This is a genomic window from Streptomyces endocoffeicus, assembly GCF_016741935.1.
GTDB lineage: Bacteria > Actinomycetota > Actinomycetes > Streptomycetales > Streptomycetaceae > Streptomyces > Streptomyces endocoffeicus.
In genome coordinates this window covers 1-14,634 of the sequence record NZ_JAERRG010000041.1, presented here as the reverse complement: position 1 = coordinate 14,634, position 14,634 = coordinate 1, and the positions used below count along the sequence as shown (strand labels likewise).

Sequence of the window (14,634 nt, the reverse complement as noted above, 5' to 3'; positions counted from 1 at the left end):
GTCGCCCGCCCCCGTGAGTGTCAAGGCCGACCATGGCGGAGGGGCATCTCATCCGCTGGGACGCATGGTGGACGCAACTTTCCCGTTGTGCTTTGATCCGGCCATGGAGACCACCGGCCCGGCGCACACGGTGCTGCTCGACCCGTTCTGGGTGAGCCGCCGCGCCGACCAGTTCGACCAGGTCTGTTGCTGATCGCCGTTCGACGGCTCGCGATCTCGCTCTTCTCTTTCTGCCTGCAGCCTTCTCTCGTCCTCGAGCAGCCACTCTCCGGGCGTGGTTGTGAGGCGCGCGCATCCGCACTGCCGTGAAGGAAACCCCCCATGGCCCAGTCCCAGTCCTGCCTGTCATCGACATCTCCCGCTCCACCACCCGGCCTCCACCACGCACGCCCAACTCGCCCCAAACCAGCAGCTCGTGGCCGGTGTCACGCCCGGGCCGGTGCGGCTGTCAGTCGGCATCGAGGGCGCCGACGACCTGATCGCCGACCTCGAAACCGGTCTGCGGGCAGCCGCCGTGTGAACCACACCTCACGCACCCAGGGAGCAAGATCCGCCATGCGCCGCAGCACCGATGTCCGGCTCGCCGCCGCCGCGGTCCCGGCCGTCCTGGCCGTGACGGCGTGCGACTTCACCGAGCTCGTGATCCCCGAGCTGCGCCGACGCAGTCTGTTCCGTACTCACTGCACGGGTCGTACGCTCTGCGACCACCTGGGCCTGCCACGGCCGTCCCGGCAGGCGTAGATGCTCCCGAAAGAAGACCGCGCCGCACGACGGGTGCTGCTGGTGTGCATGGCGGCGGGTGCTACGACCCTGCTGGACCAGGCCGTCCTGAACATCGCGGTCCCGAGCATGCGCCAGTCCATCGCGGCCACCGGGGCGGACATCCAGTGGATCGTGGCCGGGTACTCGCTGGCCTTCGGCCTGGCCCTCGTCCCCGGCGGCAGCCTGGGTGACCTGCACGGCCGCAAGCGTCTCTTCATGGCCGGGATGGCGGTCTTCCTCCTGGCCGGGGTGACGGCCGCGACCGGAGGAGCGCCCGGGCCCCTCATCGGCGCGCGGCTCGTGCAGGGGGCCGCGGCCGGGATCGTCAACTCGCAGGTGATCGGCACCATTCAGGATGTCTTCCACGGTCAGGCCCGCGGCCGCGCGCTGGGCCTGTACGCGGTCACCGGCGGCGTCGCCACAGCCCTCGGCCCGCCCCTGGGCGGTGCCCTCGTCGCCGGACTCGGCCCCGAGGCGGGCTGGCGGTGCTGCCTGTTGCTGAGCTCACCGTGCGCGGTACTCACCCTGACCCTCGCTGCCCGCTGGCTGCCCCCGCCCCGGCGTACCGCCCGCAACTCCCGGCTGGACGTCCTCGGCCTCGGTCTGCTGTGCGGCTGCACGCTGACGCTGATGGTGCCCTTCATCCGCACTCCGGGCAGCGGGGTAGAGGCACTCGTGTGGGGCACCATGGTGTGCGCGCTGGCGGCCGTCTTCGTCGTGCACCAAGGACTGCGGGTGCGGCGCGGCCGTCTCCCGCTGGTGCACCCGGCGCTGACCTCGTCGAAGCCGTACATGCTGGGCACGGCCGTTGCCATGGCCCAGTTCGGCTCCTCACTGGCCGCGTTCCTCGTGCTCACCGTCTTCCTGCAGGACGGGCTCGGCCTGTCCGCTCTGCTCACGGCGGCGGTCACCCTTCCTGGGGCGGTCGGGATGGGCATCTCCTCGGCCCTCGCCTGGCGGCTGGTGCGGCGGATCGGACCGCGTACGGTGACCGTCGGCCTGACGCTGGGCATCGGTGCCGCCCTGGCGGGGGCGGCGGTCGCGCTCCGCATGCCGACGGCGGTGCTGCCCATGGCTCTGGCGGGAACGCAGCTGATGTCGGGCGTCGCCGGAGGGCTCACCGTCTCGCCCAACCAGACCCAGGTGCTCCAGCACGCTCCGGCAGAGGCCGCGGGAGTGGGTGGCGGGATCCTGCAGATGGCCCAGCGCATCGCGGCGGCCGTCTGCCTCAGCGCCGTCCCCGCGGTGTACCTGCACGCCGCTTCTGGTCCGCCGGGAGGCAGTCACCCCCGGGCCGGGTACGCGCTGGCCTCCTGTGTCTGCGCGGGCCTGCTCGCCGTCGCCCTGCTGCTGTCCCTGCTGCGCCGGGCCGCCACGCCGCCCCGCCCGTCGGCACTCGCGTCGGCGAACAACGCCGGCGTGGTCCCCCTCCCCAAGGAGACGACCTGACCACCCGTGGCGCGGATGCCACACCTCGCCGCCCGTCACGCCTCACCGGCCCCTTCACCCCACCGAAGCCCAAGGACAACACGTGAGTTCGACCAGAACACGCCCGTCCTCGTTGTCCTGGGCGCGGCGGCCCTGTTGACCGCTTCCGCCGCCGCGTCACGCAGGGCCTGGGCCACGGCCGCTGGTGAGTCCGGTCCCGCGGCGCCCGCGCGGTAGGTGACCGAGCGGAGGGTGCCGGTGTAGTGGAAGACGCCATGTCGTTCGTACAGCGACCAGGAGACCGGCGACTTGCGGGCCACTCCCACACTGATGCCCTGGAACGGAGCCATGCCGATTAGCTGGTGGACCGATTCCGCCAAGGCCCGTTCCGTCCCGTCGACGGACAGGGCGAAGCGCCGGCGCAGGCCGGGCTCGGCGGTGGCGGTGAGGAGGATCGTGCGGGTGTCCGGGAGGAGTGGGCGGGCGTCCGTCTCGCGCAGCGCCCCGTACTCGTTGTAGGCGAGGCGCAGTCGGCCGTCCTCGATGTACAGGCTGTAGCCGCCACCCTGGTCGCCGTGGGAGACGAGGACGCCCGCGTCGCCCTCCTCGTACGAGTCCAGTTCGACCGTGACCGTGAAAGAGCGGAAGGCGATCAGGCGGAACGCCGTCGCCGGTGCGACGAACTCCAGCCAGTTCCAGCAGGGTTGGCGCCAGGTCCGTCACGTACTGGTACTGGTGGCGCACGCCGTCGTCGCCGGGGCCGCGGCGCAGCCCGCGCGGCCACGAGATCAGGAACGGAACCCGTACCCCACCCGCGTACGTGTGCCGCTTGTACAACCGGAACGGCGTGTTCGACGCCATCGCCCAGCCGCGCGGATAGTGCACCAGGCTGCGCGGGCCGCCCGATCAGCTCCGGGTCGCGCTCCACGTCCGTCGGCCAGTCCTCCGGGAGGCGCGGATGGCCCGCGAAGCGGCTGAAGTAGCTGCGGCTGCCTTCGGCGCCGCCCTCGCCAACGACTACGACTACGCCGCCGTACGCCCCGACGCGCCATCCGCTGAACTGCGGCAGTTCCGAAAGGTGTTCACATCGACCAAGTTCGAGACCGAGCACCCCGTGGTGCGTGTGCACCCGGAGACCGGCGAAAGGGTCCTGCTGCTCGGCAACTTCGTGCAGCGACTGACCGGCCTGCGCGGCAGGGACTCGGGCGCGATCATCAACGTCTTCCAGTCGCACATCGAACGCCCGGAGAACACGGTCCGCTGGCAGTGGCGCGTCGGGGACGTCGCGCTTTGGGACAACCGCGCCACCCAGCACTACGGCGTGGACGACTCGGACGACCACACCCGCACCCTGCGCCGCATCACCATCGACGGTGACGTGCCGGTGGGCGTGGACGGCCGCCGCTCGGCGCTGCTCACGCCCGAATCCGTGCCGGAGCCGGCGTACGGAATCGCCTCGGGCGCATCCACCGACGGCGCGGTCGTCCCGGCCTGACCCGCTGATCGGACCGCCCGCGAGGGCACGCACCCGGAACAGGCGATCACGCCCGACCCAGTGTGCGTGCCCTCGCATTGTTGCTGGGGACTGGACGGCCCACGCCGCCCGCCGGCCGTTCCACCCGCTGGACCGGCGTTGACAAATGTTCGAACCGTTGTCTTAACTACCGCCCAGAACGGTCATGAGCGTCAGCGACAAGCCCTGGCTTGCTGACCGGCAACCCTCCCACCGCGGTGGGGTGCCCCAGGTGAAGACCCGACCGATGAAGTTTCGGTAAGCGCGAGGCCCCTGGGGCCGGAACAGTGACGGTGACGCCATGTACGCAGCTCCCAGGAGGGCAGCACGCCGCCCTCAGGGCTGCGTACAGCCGTACCCGAACCCTCTTGTCGCCGATCGCGCCGTCGATCTGCTCCGCGTGAACAGCGCACTGTGTACCGCACCGGGCCGCGCCCGCTGTCGAGGCTGACACCTCCCCGCAGCCCCCGCACTTCCTGACGAACACCGCGCCCGCGGTGTGCCGTTTCCCTCCCCGCCCGGTACCTCGCCGTCGTGTGCGCCACCGCATGCCGCCGCGCTTCCGGGGTGTTCCCACCCAGCCGGAGCCCACCATGAGTGAACCCCCTGGCGCCACCGCCACCCTCCCCGAGGCGCCGACCGCCGACGAACCGCCGAGATCCCTCACAGCCCAGCGGGTTCTGCCGCTGCGCCGTCCCGGCCGCTGGATCGTCACCGCGGTCGTGCTGGTCCTGGTCGCCCAGTTCGTGCACGGACTGGTCACCAACCCCTTCTACCAGTGGGACCGCTGGAGCTACTGGTTCCTGCGCCCCACCATCCTCGACGGCCTGCTGATCACCCTCGAAGTCACCGCCTACAGCGCGGTGCTGGGCCTTGTCGGCGGCATCGTGCTCGCACTGGCCCGGCTCTCGAAGAGCCCGGTGCTGCGCGCGGTCAGCTGGACGTACGTCTGGGCGCTGCGCTCCATCCCGCTCATCGTGGTGCTGATCTTCCTCTACAACTTCAGCGCCCTGTACAAGACGCTGAGCGTCGGCATCCCCTTCGGCCCGGCCTTCTTCACCTTCGACGAGTCGAGACTCGCCACCGACATGGTCGTCGCCGTCATCGGCCTCAGCCTCAACGAGGCCGCCTACGCGGCCGAGGTGGTCCGCGGCGGCATCCTCTCCGTCGACCAGGGCCAGCACGAGGCGGCCGCCGCGCTCGGCCTGCCGAAGGGCTACCAGTTCCGCAGGATCGTCTTCCCGCAGGCGTTGCGCTCGATCATCCCGAACTACGTCAACCAGCTCATCGGCCTGATCAAGGGCACCTCGCTGGTCTTCTACGTCTCCCTGCTCGACCTGTTCGGCTCCGCGCAGACCATGGGCTCCACCTATCCCGGCGACATCGTGCCGCTGCTGCTGGTCGTCACCGTCTGGTACCTGATTCTCACCAGCGTCGTGTCCGTCGTCCAGTTCTACGTCGAGCGGCACTACGCCCGCGGTGCCACCCGCAGCCTGCCGCCGACGCCGCTGCAGAAGCTCCGCACCGGTCTTTCCGACCTGCGGGCCCGCATCCGCCGGGAGGCCGCCATATGACCGCCGAGACGCTCGAAGCCCTGGCGGACGTCGAGGCCGCCACTGTCGAGGTGCACGACGTGCACAAGTGGTACGGCACCCACCGGGTACTGGACGGCGTCGACCTGACCGTCCGCCCCCGCGAGGTCACCGTCATCCTGGGCCCCTCCGGCTCCGGCAAGTCCACCCTGCTGCGGGTCATCAACCACCTGGAGAAGCCCGAGATCGGCTACGTCAGTATCAACGGCGAGCTGATCGGCGTGAAACGGCACGGCGACCGGCTGAAGGAGCTCAGCGAGCGGGCCATCCTCACCCAGCGTGGCCGGATCGGCTTCGTCTTCCAGAACTTCAACCTCTTCCCGCACCTGACCGTGCTGGACAACGTCGCCGCCGCGCCCGTCGCCACCGGGAAGCTCGGCAAGCCCGAGGCCCAGAAACTCGCCCGCGAACTCCTCGACCGGGTCGGCCTCGCCGACAAGATCGCCGCCTACCCGCGTCAACTCTCCGGCGGCCAGCAGCAGCGCGTCGCCATCGCCCGCGCCCTCGCCCTGCGCCCCGGCGTCATCCTCTTCGACGAGCCCACCTCCGCCCTCGACCCCGAACTGGTCGGTGAAGTCCTCGCCGTCATCAAGGACCTGGCGACCAGCGGCACTACCCTCGTCATCGTCACCCACGAGATCGGCTTCGCCCGCGAGATCGCCGACCGGGTCGTCTTCATCGACGGCGGCAGGATCATCGAGCAGGGCCCGCCCTCCGAGGTCCTCGACACACCGCGGCACGAGCGGACCAGGGACTTCCTCAGCAAAGTCCTCTGACCTGCCGCATCCCCAAGACCTCCCCCACGCCACCCTCATCACCTTCAGCGACAAGGAACGGCCATGCCCACCCAGTTCACCCGACGCAGCCTGATACGCGGCATCACCGCGGCGACCGCCGTCGCCTCCCTGGCCACCGGGCTCGCCGCCTGCGGTGGCAACAGCGACGCGGCCACCACCACCGACAGCGCCAAGTCCGGCGAGGTCGTCATCGGACGTGTCTCCAACGGCGCCGCCACCGAGACCACCATCAAGGTCTCCGAGGTCAAGTCCATCAGCGCCGAACTGCCCGCCGCCGTCAAGAAGAGCGGCAAGCTGGAGATCGGCATCGGCGCCCTGCCGGCCGGCTTCCCGCCGCTGGCCTACGTGGGCAGCGACCAGAAGACCCTCACCGGCGCGGAGCCCGACTTCGGCCGCCTGGTCGCCAGCGTCCTCGGCCTCGAGCCCGAGGTGAAGAACTCCACGTGGGAGAACCTGTTCGTCGGCATCGACAGCGGCAAGGTCGACGTGGCCTTCTCCAACGTCACCGACACCGAGGAGCGCAAGAAGAAGTACGAGTTCGCCTCCTACCGGCAGGACAACCTCTCCTTCATCGCGCCGAAGAAGAGCACCTGGAACTTCGACGGCAACTACGAGAACCTCGCCGGCAAGACGATTGCCGTTGGCTCCGGCACCAACCAGGAGAAGATCCTCCTGGAGTGGAAGGACAAGCTGGCCAAGGAGGGCAAGAAGCTCACCGTCAAGTACTTCCAGGACAGCCCCAGCACCTACCTCGCCCTGAACAGCGGCAAGATCGACGCCTCCTTCGGTCCCAACCCCGGCTTCGCCTACCACAACCGTCAGGTGGCCAACACGCCCAACGCCACCCGCACCGCGGGCACCTACTCCGGCGCGGGCGCGAGCCTGCAGGGCCTGATCGCGGCAACGGCGAAGAAGGACAGCGGCCTGGCCGAGCCGCTCGCCGACGCGATCAACCACCTGATCAAGAACGGTCAGTACGCCGAGTGGCTCAAGGCGTACAACCTCTCCAACGAGGCCGTCGCCAAGTCCGAGGTCAACCCGCCCGGACTGCCGCTCGACAACTCCTGACCGCCGCCTGCCGGGGACTCCGCCACCGCCCCACGGTGGAGTCCCCGCGCGCCGGACACCCCGAGCCGCACCCTGGAGACCGCCACACCATGTCCGTCACCACCCTCGACGCCAGCTCCTCGCACATCCTGGACAACCCCGCCTGGGCCGCGCTCACCGGCCCGCACAGCCACTTCGCCGAACGAATCGGGCGCGCCGTCCGATACCACCCCGACGTAGCCCCCTTCCACGCCGTCTCCGACGAGGACGACCCGCGCGCCTGGGCCGACCTCGCCGCGCTCGTCGGCCCCGGCCGCACCGCCTCGGTGCGGGGCGTCACCGAGGCGCCGGTCGGCTGGGAGGTCGTGGGAACCGGCCACGGCGTCCAGCTCGTGGACACCGGCCTGCGCGCGCAGCCCGACCCCGAGGCCGTACGGCTCGGCCCCGACGACGTGCCCGAGATCCTGGACCTGGTCGCCCGCACCGAACCCGGCCCCTATCTGCCCCGTACCGTCGAGATGGGCACCTACCTCGGCATCCGCCACCGCGGTCACCTGATCGCCTTGGCCGGCGAACGCCTCCATCCACCCGGCTGGACGGAAATCAGCGCCGTGTGCACCGACCCGGCGTATCGCGGCCGAGGTCTGGCCACCCGCCTGGTCCGCGCCGTCGCGGTCGGCATCAAGGAGCGCAACGAGTGGCCCTTCCTGCACGCCAGGGCCGACAACGCGAACGCGATCCGGCTGTACGAGTCGATCGGCTTCACCCTGCGCCGCCGTACGGTCTTCTCGCTCGTCCGGCACACCGGAGCCGCCGCCCTGGAAGAAACGGCATAGCCGTGCCGTTGTCCTTGTCGAAGGCGACTGTGTGGACCGCTCGGACGGAGGTGCGACACGTGACACGTGTACTCCGCGCCGTCCGCCTCCACTCCCGGCCCCACATCGACCTCCAGCGCGTGGCCGGCTCCCTCTGTAGCTCCTGACCCCGTTTCCCCAGCCGCCGTGCGCCCCGGTTCCCGCGGGCCGGCGATCTCGTACGGACCTCCAGGAAGGCACCCTCGTGTCCTCAACTCCCGCTTCTCGTCTCCACCTCGCCGTCGCCCTCGACGGCACCGGCTGGCACCCCGCCTCCTGGCGTGAGCAAGTCGCCCGCCCCCGGGACCTGTTCACCGCCGCCTACTGGGCCGACCTGGTCGCCGAGGCCGAGCGCGGCCTGCTCGACTTCGTCACCATCGAGGACGGACTCGGCCTGCAGTCCTCGCAGTTCGGCAAGTTGGACGGCCGCACCGACCAGGTCCGCGGACGCCTCGACGCCGTCCTGACCGCCTCCCGCGTCGCGCCCCTCACCCGGCACATCGGCCTGGTCCCGACCGTGATCGCCACCCACACGGAGCCCTTCCACATATCCAAGGCGATCGCCACCCTCGACTACGTCAGCTCCGGCCGCGCGGGCCTGCGGGTGCAGATCTCCGCCCGGCCGCACGAGGCCGGCCACTTCGGCCGCCGCGCCTTCCCGCTGATCGACCTGAGCGAACTGCAGAGCCCGGCCGGGCAGGAGCGGCTCACCGACCTCTTCGACGAGGCCGCCGACTACGTCGAGGTCGTGCGCCGGCTCTGGGACAGCTGGGAGGACGACGCCGAGATCCGGGACGTCGCCACCGGCCGTTTCATCGACCGGGACAAGCTGCACTACATCGACTTCGAGGGCCAGCACTTCAGCGTCAAGGGCCCGTCCATCACCCCGCGCCCGCCGCAGGGCCAGCCGCTGGTCACCGCCCTCGCCCACCAGACCGTCCCCTACCGGTTGGTGGCCCGCCAGGCCGACGTCGGCTACGTCACCCCGCAGGACACCGGGCACGCCCGGGCGATCGTCGCTGAGATCCGCGCCGAGCAGGAGACGGCCGGACGCGCCGGTGAGCTCCTGCATGTCTTCGGCGACCTGGTGGTCTTCCTGGACGACGAGCAGGCCGCCGCGGAGGACCGACGCGCACGCCTCGACGCTCTCGCGGGGGAGCCGTACACCAGCGATGCCCGCGTCTTCGCCGGTACGCCCGCCCAACTCGCCGACCTGCTACAGGAGTTCGCGTCGGAGGGCCTAAGCGGCTTCCGGCTGCGGCCCGCCGTCGCCGGTCACGACCTGCCCGCCATCACCCGTGGCCTGGTCCCCGAACTCCAGCGCCGGGGCGTCTTCCGCACCGCCTACGAGGCCGACACCCTGCGCGGCCTGCTCGGCCTCGCCCGCCCCGCCAACCGCTACGTCGCTGCCTGAAGCCGGAAGGACCGCACCGACATGACCAGCAAGCCGCTGAAGCAGATCCATCTGGCCGCGCACTTCCCCGGCGTCAACAACACCACCGTGTGGAGCGACCCGAAGGCCGGCAGCCACATCGAGTTCAGCTCCTTCGCCCACTTCGCGCGCACCGCCGAACGCGCCAAGTTCGACTTCCTGTTCCTCGCCGAGGGCCTCAGACTGCGCGAACAGGACGGCAAGATCTACGACTTGGACGTGGTCGGCCGCCCCGACACGTTCACCGTCCTCGCCGCGCTCGCCGCCGTCACCGAGCACCTCGGTCTGACCGGCACCATCAACTCCACCTTCAACGAGCCGTACGAGGTGGCCCGCCAGTTCGCCAGCCTCGACCACCTCTCCGACGGCCGTTCGGCCTGGAACGTCGTCACCTCCTGGGACGCCTTCACCGGCGAGAACTTCCGCCGCGGCGGCTTCCTCCAGCAGGAGGAGCGCTACTCCCGCGCCAAGGAGTTCCTGACCACCACGAACGAGCTGTTCGACTCCTGGCACGGCGACGAGATCGTCGCCGACCAGACCACGGGTGTCTTCCTGCATGACGCGAAGGTCGGCTCCTTCGTCCACACCGGCCGGCACTTTGACATCCACGGCCAGTTCAACGTCCCGCGCTCCCCGCAGGGACGTCCCGTCGTCTTCCAGGCCGGCGACTCGGAGGAGGGCCGTGAGTTCGCCGCCTCGTCCGCCGACGCAATCTTCAGCCGGCACGCCGCCCTCAAGGAGGGCCAGGCCTTCTACACGGACGTCAAGAACCGCCTCGCCAAGTACGGCCGCCGCTCCGACCAGTTGCTGATCCTGCCCGCCGCCTCCTTCGCGCTCGCCGACACCGACGCCGAGGCGGAGGACCTGGCCAGGGAGGTGCGCCGGCAGCAGGTCAGCGGGGCCACCGCCCTCAAGCACCTGGAGTTCGTCTGGAACCGGGACCTGTCCTCCTACGACCCGGAGGGGCCGCTGCCCGACATCGACCCGGACGTCAGCGACAACCACATCTCCAAGGGCCGCGCGCAGGTGCGGATGTACCGCGACCCGCTGGCCACCGCCCGCGAGTGGCGCGAGCTGGCCGCCGCCAACAACTGGTCCATCCGCGACCTGGTCATCAACACCGGCAACCGGCAGGCCTTCATCGGCTCCCCGACGACCATCGCCAAGACCATCAACGACTACGTCCAGGCCGACGCCAGCGACGGCTTCATCCTCGTCCCACACATCACCCCGACCGGCCTCGACGACTTCGCCGACAAGGTCGTCCCGCTCCTGCAGGAACAGGGCGTCTTCCGCACCGAGTACGAGGGCCCCACCCTCCGCCACCACCTGGGCCTCGAGCACCCCGACGCCGCCGACGACCGGGCCGCGTCGTGAAGTTCCTCGCGATCACCCTTATCGTCCACCGGCCGGATCCGGTCACCGGCGTGCGGAAGTCGACCCACGACCGCTTCCGTGAAGTGCTCGACAACGCCCTGCTCGCCGAGGAGCTGGGCTTCGACGGCTTCGGCGTGGGGGAGCGCCACGAGCGGCCGTTCATCTCCTCCTCACCGACCGTCGTACTCAGCCAAGTGGCCGCCCTGACGAAGCGGATCCGCCTGTTCACGGCCGTCACGACGCTCAGCCTGCTGGACCCGGTCCGGGCATACGAGGACTACGCCACCCTCGACCACCTGTCCAACGGACGCCTCGACCTGATCATCGGCAAGGGCAACGGCGCCGCTCAGCGCGACCTGTTCCAGGTCACGCCCGAGGACCAGTGGGACCGCAACGCCGAGAGTTACGAGGTCTTCCGGAAGATCTGGCGCCAGGACAAGGTCACCGCCGCCACCCGCTTCCGTCCCCCGCTGACGGACGCCGAGGTGTGGCCACGGCCGTATCAGCGGCCGGTCCGGGTCTGGCACGGCAGCGCGACCAGCAAGGAGTCGGTCGACCTGGCCGCCCGCTACGGCGACCCGCTCTTCTCGGCGAACGTCACCCACCCCATCGAGCCATACGCCGAGCTGATCCGCCACTACCGCGAGCGCTGGGCACACTACGGCCACGACCCGGCGCACATCGCCGTCGGCGCGGGCACGGCGGGCATCCACGTCGCGCCCACCTCCCAGCAGGCCCTCGCCGCATACCGGCCGATCTTCGAGTCCAACCTGGCCTTCTTCAAGAAGGCGGGCCTGCCGGTCGTCTTCGAGACGCTGGAGGACTTCGTCGAGCGCAGCTCCGCGCTGATCGGCAGCCCGCGGCAGGTCATCGACAAGGTGCACCGCTACCACGAACAGTTCGGTCACACTGTGCTCCACCTGCACGCCGACGCGAGCGGGCTGACGGAGCCCCAGCACCGTGCCTCCCTCGAGCTGTTCCAGTCCAAGGTCGCCCCCGTGCTGCGCCGCGAGATCCCGGACCCGCCGTTCGTGTGGGGACCCGTGCTTCCGGCCCCACCGCTCACCCAGGAGTCCGTCCATGTCTGATACTGCCCTCGGCGTTCTCGACCTGGTCCCGATCCCCTCCGGCTCGACGGCAGCCGATGCCCTGCGCAACTCCATCGACCTCGCACAGCAGGTCGAGCGCTTCGGATATACCCGCTACTGGTTCGCCGAGCACCACCTCAATCCGGGCGTGGCCGGCACGTCCCCCGCGGTCGTCCTGGCCCTGACCGCATCCGCCACCTCCACCGTCCGGCTCGGTTCCGGGGCCGTGCAGCTCGGGCACCGCACGGCGCTGTCCACGGTGGAGGAGTTCGGCCTGCTCGACGCGCTGCACCCGGGCCGCTTCGATCTGGGCCTGGGCCGCTCGGGCGGCCGCCCGCCGGGACAGCCGGCCGCACCGTTGCCGACGGCGACCCCGGTCGTCGACGGCCGCACCCCGAACGGCCTGTTGATCCCGCCCCGCTTCTCCTTCGAGTATCTGTTCGGGTCACCCCGCATCGCGCTGCAGCGGAGGCTGCTTCTACTGCCGGGCGCCGAGTCACAGGACTACGCGGAGCAGATCGACGACATCCTCGCCCTGCTCGCCGGCACCTACCGCTCCCCGGAGGGCGTCGAGGCGCACGTCGTGCCGGGGGAGGGCGCCGAGGTGGAGGTGTGGATCCTGGGCAGCAGCGGTGGTCAGAGCGCCGCTGTCGCGGGCCACAACGGTCTGCGGTTCGCGGCGAACTACCACGTCAGCCCGGCCACGGTCCTGGAGGCGTTGGACGGTTACCGGTCCTTCTTCCAGCCTTCCGAGTTCCTCGACAAGCCGTACGTCAGCGTCTCGGCGGATGTCGTCGTCGCCGAGAGCGACGACACTGCCCGCGCACTCGCCACCGGCTATGGCCCGTGGGTTCGCAGCATCCGCACCGCCGAGGGCGCCATCGAGTACCCGACGCCGGAGGAAGCGCGTGCCCACCCATGGACCGACGAGGACCGCGCCCTCGTCCAGGACCGCCTCGACACCCAGTTCGTCGGCTCACCGGGCCGGGTGGCCGACCAGTTGGAACAACTCCAGGAGGCAACGGGCGCCGACGAGTTGCTCATCACGACGATCACCCACGACCACACGGACCGGGTCCGTTCGTACGAACTGCTCGCGGAGGAATGGCGCCGACGGGGTCACTCCCTTCAGTCGAGCTGATGTTCGGGAATCCCCACCGACCGGCTGCACGCGACGGCTCCCGCACGGGTCTGATCGGCACCCCTGAGCAGATCACCGAGCGGACGTCGCCTACAAGCGGCTCGGCGTCGACCTCTTCCTCCTCGGCTTCCTGCACTACCTGGAGGAGGTCGACTTCGGTAAGCGGGTGCTGCCCCTGGTGCGCGAACTGGAGGCACAGGAAGCCGCGTCAGAGCCCGCCGCCGCCCACGCCTGACCGCGGCCCGCACACGAAACGACGAACCGAAAGGTCCTCCCATGGCCACTGTCCTGTCCGTCTCCGGAAGCCCCTCCGCCACCTCCCGCACCGCTCGGCTGCTGCGCCACCTGGACGAGCGGCTCATCGCGCAGGGGCACGAGGTGACTGCGCTGGACGTTCGTACCCTGCCTGCCGAGGCGCTGCTCGGGGCAGACTTCGCTCACCCGGCGATCGTCCGGGCCACCGCCCTGTTCGAGCAGGCGGACGGCGTGGTGATCGGTACCCCCGTCTACAAGGCCGCCTACTCCGGACTGCTGAAGTCCCTGCTCGACCTGCTCCCGCAGTACGCCCTGGCGGGCAAGACGGTCCTGCCGCTGGCCACCGGGGGCTCCACCGCCCATGTGCTGGCCATCGACTACGCCCTGCGCCCGGTGCTGGCCTCCATGGGCCCTGCACACATCACGCCGGGCTGGTTCACGCTCGACAAGGACATCACGGTAGGCGAGGACGGCACGCTGACCGTCGCGCCGGGATCGGCCGAGGCACTGGCGCAGGTCACCGACCAGTTCTCGGCCGCGCTGAGCGGGCGGACGACGCTGCTGGCGGCCGCCGGATGAGCGTCGCGCACGTCATCGCGGATGACGCCGAGAGGGACGACACCCTGCACGTGGAATACGTCCCGCGCGACGCGCCCGGCCTCACCGTCGTCGACGACTGGGACGGCATGGGACAGCGCACCACCGCCAGCGGAACCGTCCGCCTGGAGTCGGTGCCCGTGGCCGCCGACTGCGTCGTACCGCACCACCTCACCTTCCAAGGCCCCCAACTCCACGGCGGGGTAGCTTAGTTGCTGCACGCGGCCATCGATGCCGGGATCGCCTCCGGTGCGCTGGCCGAGGCAGTGGAGTTCGTCCGCACCAAGAGCCGCCCCTGGTTCGAGAGCGCCGAGCTGACCGACGACTCGGCCGCCGAGGCCTCGATCGCGGTGGCCACCGCGAAAAGTGACGGCGGCCGAGGCCGCCGTGGAGGTCGCCACGCGCCCTTTTCGAGGTCTCCGGCACCCGCTCGGCGCTCGACTCCTGGGGCCTGCACCGCCATTGGCGCGACGCGCGCACCCACACCCTGCACGACCCGTCCCGCTGGAAGGTCCAGCACATCGGCCGGTACGTGCTGGGCGGCACCAAGCCGCCCCGGTGTGGGTGGCGCTCGTGCAACGGGACACGGCGCACCGCCACCACTTGGACGCCGCCACGGTGCACCGCATCACCGAGCACCCCCACGTGTGGGCGTACGCACGACGGCTGGCGGCACACCCCGCCTTCGACTCTGCGCGATCCTGTTGCCCATTGTGTTTATGTGGTGAGGGTGTGCTCAAGTCGGGTGAGG

General features: G+C 70.4%; 15 protein-coding genes, 5 pseudogenes and 1 riboswitch. Of the genes and pseudogenes, 18 read left to right on the top strand and 2 right to left on the bottom strand.

What is annotated here, in order from left to right; translation table 11 throughout:
* The first annotated feature begins 64 nt into the window (after nt 1–64).
* The 4 genes from JK364_RS57345 to JK364_RS48110 all read left to right on the top strand — a co-directional run bounded on the left by JK364_RS57345 (nt 65) and on the right by JK364_RS48110 (nt 2,211).
* The gene (locus JK364_RS57345) at nt 65–193 is read left to right on the top strand and encodes a hypothetical protein (RefSeq protein WP_269146421.1); all 129 of its coding nucleotides are present in this window, start codon (nt 65–67) and stop codon (nt 191–193) included.
* An 81-nt stretch (nt 194–274) separates the two neighbouring features.
* A complete protein-coding gene (locus tag JK364_RS56380) occupies nt 275–520 on the top strand; it encodes a PLP-dependent transferase (protein ID WP_201857787.1) in 246 nt (81 codons plus the stop codon).
* A gap of 35 nt (nt 521–555) precedes the next feature.
* Nucleotides 556–741 carry a hypothetical protein gene (locus JK364_RS48115; RefSeq protein ID WP_201857826.1) on the top strand — a complete coding sequence of 62 codons (186 nt, stop codon included), beginning with the start codon at nt 556–558 and terminating at the stop codon, nt 739–741.
* Entirely contained in the window at nt 742–2,211 is a 1,470-nt protein-coding gene (locus JK364_RS48110) for an MFS transporter (protein ID WP_201857786.1), read from the top strand.
* 35 nt (nt 2,212–2,246) lie between these two features.
* Here JK364_RS48110 and JK364_RS58310 read toward each other — a convergent pair whose 3' ends face one another.
* Complete coding sequence (locus tag JK364_RS58310) at nt 2,247–2,570, bottom strand: hypothetical protein (protein WP_372462085.1); 324 nt, start codon at nt 2,568–2,570, stop codon at nt 2,247–2,249.
* A 361-nt stretch (nt 2,571–2,931) separates the two neighbouring features.
* Nucleotides 2,932–3,051: pseudogene (locus tag JK364_RS58305) on the bottom strand (hypothetical protein); the annotation flags it as partial.
* A gap of 145 nt (nt 3,052–3,196) precedes the next feature.
* On the opposite strand from JK364_RS58305, the pseudogene JK364_RS48100 reads away from it, so the two are divergent.
* The 14 genes and pseudogenes from JK364_RS48100 to JK364_RS56370 all read left to right on the top strand — a co-directional run.
* Nucleotides 3,197–3,685: pseudogene (locus JK364_RS48100) on the top strand (TauD/TfdA dioxygenase family protein); the annotation flags it as partial.
* Between the two features lie 180 nt (nt 3,686–3,865).
* Nucleotides 3,866–3,974, top strand: a riboswitch (SAM riboswitch).
* A 322-nt stretch (nt 3,975–4,296) separates the two neighbouring features.
* Nucleotides 4,297–5,277 (top strand): amino acid ABC transporter permease, encoded by a 981-nt coding sequence (locus JK364_RS48095; protein WP_201857785.1) that lies wholly within the window; start codon nt 4,297–4,299, stop codon nt 5,275–5,277.
* Entirely contained in the window at nt 5,274–6,071 is a 798-nt protein-coding gene (locus tag JK364_RS48090; protein ID WP_201857784.1) for an amino acid ABC transporter ATP-binding protein, read from the top strand. Before JK364_RS48095 ends, JK364_RS48090 begins: the two co-directional genes overlap by 4 nt.
* 63 nt (nt 6,072–6,134) lie before the next feature.
* Nucleotides 6,135–7,160: an ABC transporter substrate-binding protein gene (locus tag JK364_RS48085; RefSeq protein ID WP_201857783.1), complete on the top strand. Its 1,026-nt coding sequence runs from the start codon at nt 6,135–6,137 to the stop codon at nt 7,158–7,160.
* Nucleotides 7,161–7,249: 89 nt separating this feature from the next.
* A complete protein-coding gene (locus JK364_RS48080) occupies nt 7,250–7,975 on the top strand; it encodes a GNAT family N-acetyltransferase (protein ID WP_201857782.1) in 726 nt (241 codons plus the stop codon).
* A gap of 2 nt (nt 7,976–7,977) precedes the next feature.
* Complete coding sequence (locus JK364_RS58300; protein ID WP_372462083.1) at nt 7,978–8,121, top strand: putative leader peptide; 144 nt, start codon at nt 7,978–7,980, stop codon at nt 8,119–8,121.
* A 77-nt stretch (nt 8,122–8,198) separates the two neighbouring features.
* Nucleotides 8,199–9,407, top strand: coding sequence for an LLM class flavin-dependent oxidoreductase (locus JK364_RS48075; RefSeq protein ID WP_201857781.1), 1,209 nt, complete (start codon nt 8,199–8,201; stop codon nt 9,405–9,407).
* Between the two features lie 21 nt (nt 9,408–9,428).
* Complete coding sequence (locus JK364_RS48070; RefSeq protein WP_201857780.1) at nt 9,429–10,802, top strand: NtaA/DmoA family FMN-dependent monooxygenase; 1,374 nt, start codon at nt 9,429–9,431, stop codon at nt 10,800–10,802.
* A complete protein-coding gene (locus tag JK364_RS48065) occupies nt 10,799–11,890 on the top strand; it encodes an LLM class flavin-dependent oxidoreductase (protein WP_201857779.1) in 1,092 nt (363 codons plus the stop codon). Before JK364_RS48070 ends, JK364_RS48065 begins: the two co-directional genes overlap by 4 nt.
* Nucleotides 11,883–13,031: an LLM class flavin-dependent oxidoreductase gene (locus JK364_RS48060; protein ID WP_201857778.1), complete on the top strand. Its 1,149-nt coding sequence runs from the start codon at nt 11,883–11,885 to the stop codon at nt 13,029–13,031. The genes JK364_RS48065 and JK364_RS48060 overlap by 8 nt, the downstream gene beginning before the upstream one ends.
* Nucleotides 13,032–13,063: 32 nt before the next feature.
* Nucleotides 13,064–13,266, top strand: a pseudogene (locus JK364_RS56375) (dimethylsulfone monooxygenase SfnG); the annotation flags it as partial.
* Nucleotides 13,267–13,307: 41 nt separating this feature from the next.
* Nucleotides 13,308–13,865, top strand: a complete 558-nt coding sequence (ssuE, locus tag JK364_RS48055) for an NADPH-dependent FMN reductase (RefSeq protein ID WP_201857777.1) — start codon at nt 13,308–13,310, stop codon at nt 13,863–13,865.
* 35 nt (nt 13,866–13,900) lie between these two features.
* Nucleotides 13,901–14,448, top strand: a pseudogene (locus JK364_RS48050) (acyl-CoA dehydrogenase family protein); the annotation flags it as partial.
* A pseudogene (locus JK364_RS56370) lies at nt 14,442–14,634 on the top strand (hypothetical protein); the annotation flags it as partial. The pseudogenes JK364_RS48050 and JK364_RS56370, both read left to right, overlap by 7 nt.

Excerpts from the sequence above, each read along its gene's own strand:
- JK364_RS57345 (WP_269146421.1), top strand. The coding sequence starts at position 65 with ATGGTGGACGCAACTTTCCCGTTGTGCTTTGATCCGGCCATGGAGACC.
- JK364_RS48115 (WP_201857826.1), top strand. The coding sequence starts at position 556 with ATGCGCCGCAGCACCGATGTCCGGCTCGCCGCCGCCGCGGTCCCGGCC.
- JK364_RS48110 (WP_201857786.1), top strand. The coding sequence starts at position 742 with ATGCTCCCGAAAGAAGACCGCGCCGCACGACGGGTGCTGCTGGTGTGC.
- JK364_RS48095 (WP_201857785.1), top strand. The coding sequence starts at position 4,297 with ATGAGTGAACCCCCTGGCGCCACCGCCACCCTCCCCGAGGCGCCGACC.
- JK364_RS48090 (WP_201857784.1), top strand. The coding sequence starts at position 5,274 with ATGACCGCCGAGACGCTCGAAGCCCTGGCGGACGTCGAGGCCGCCACT.
- JK364_RS48085 (WP_201857783.1), top strand. The coding sequence starts at position 6,135 with ATGCCCACCCAGTTCACCCGACGCAGCCTGATACGCGGCATCACCGCG.
- JK364_RS48080 (WP_201857782.1), top strand. The coding sequence starts at position 7,250 with ATGTCCGTCACCACCCTCGACGCCAGCTCCTCGCACATCCTGGACAAC.
- JK364_RS48070 (WP_201857780.1), top strand. The coding sequence starts at position 9,429 with ATGACCAGCAAGCCGCTGAAGCAGATCCATCTGGCCGCGCACTTCCCC.
- JK364_RS48060 (WP_201857778.1), top strand. The coding sequence starts at position 11,883 with ATGTCTGATACTGCCCTCGGCGTTCTCGACCTGGTCCCGATCCCCTCC.
- ssuE (WP_201857777.1), top strand. The coding sequence starts at position 13,308 with ATGGCCACTGTCCTGTCCGTCTCCGGAAGCCCCTCCGCCACCTCCCGC.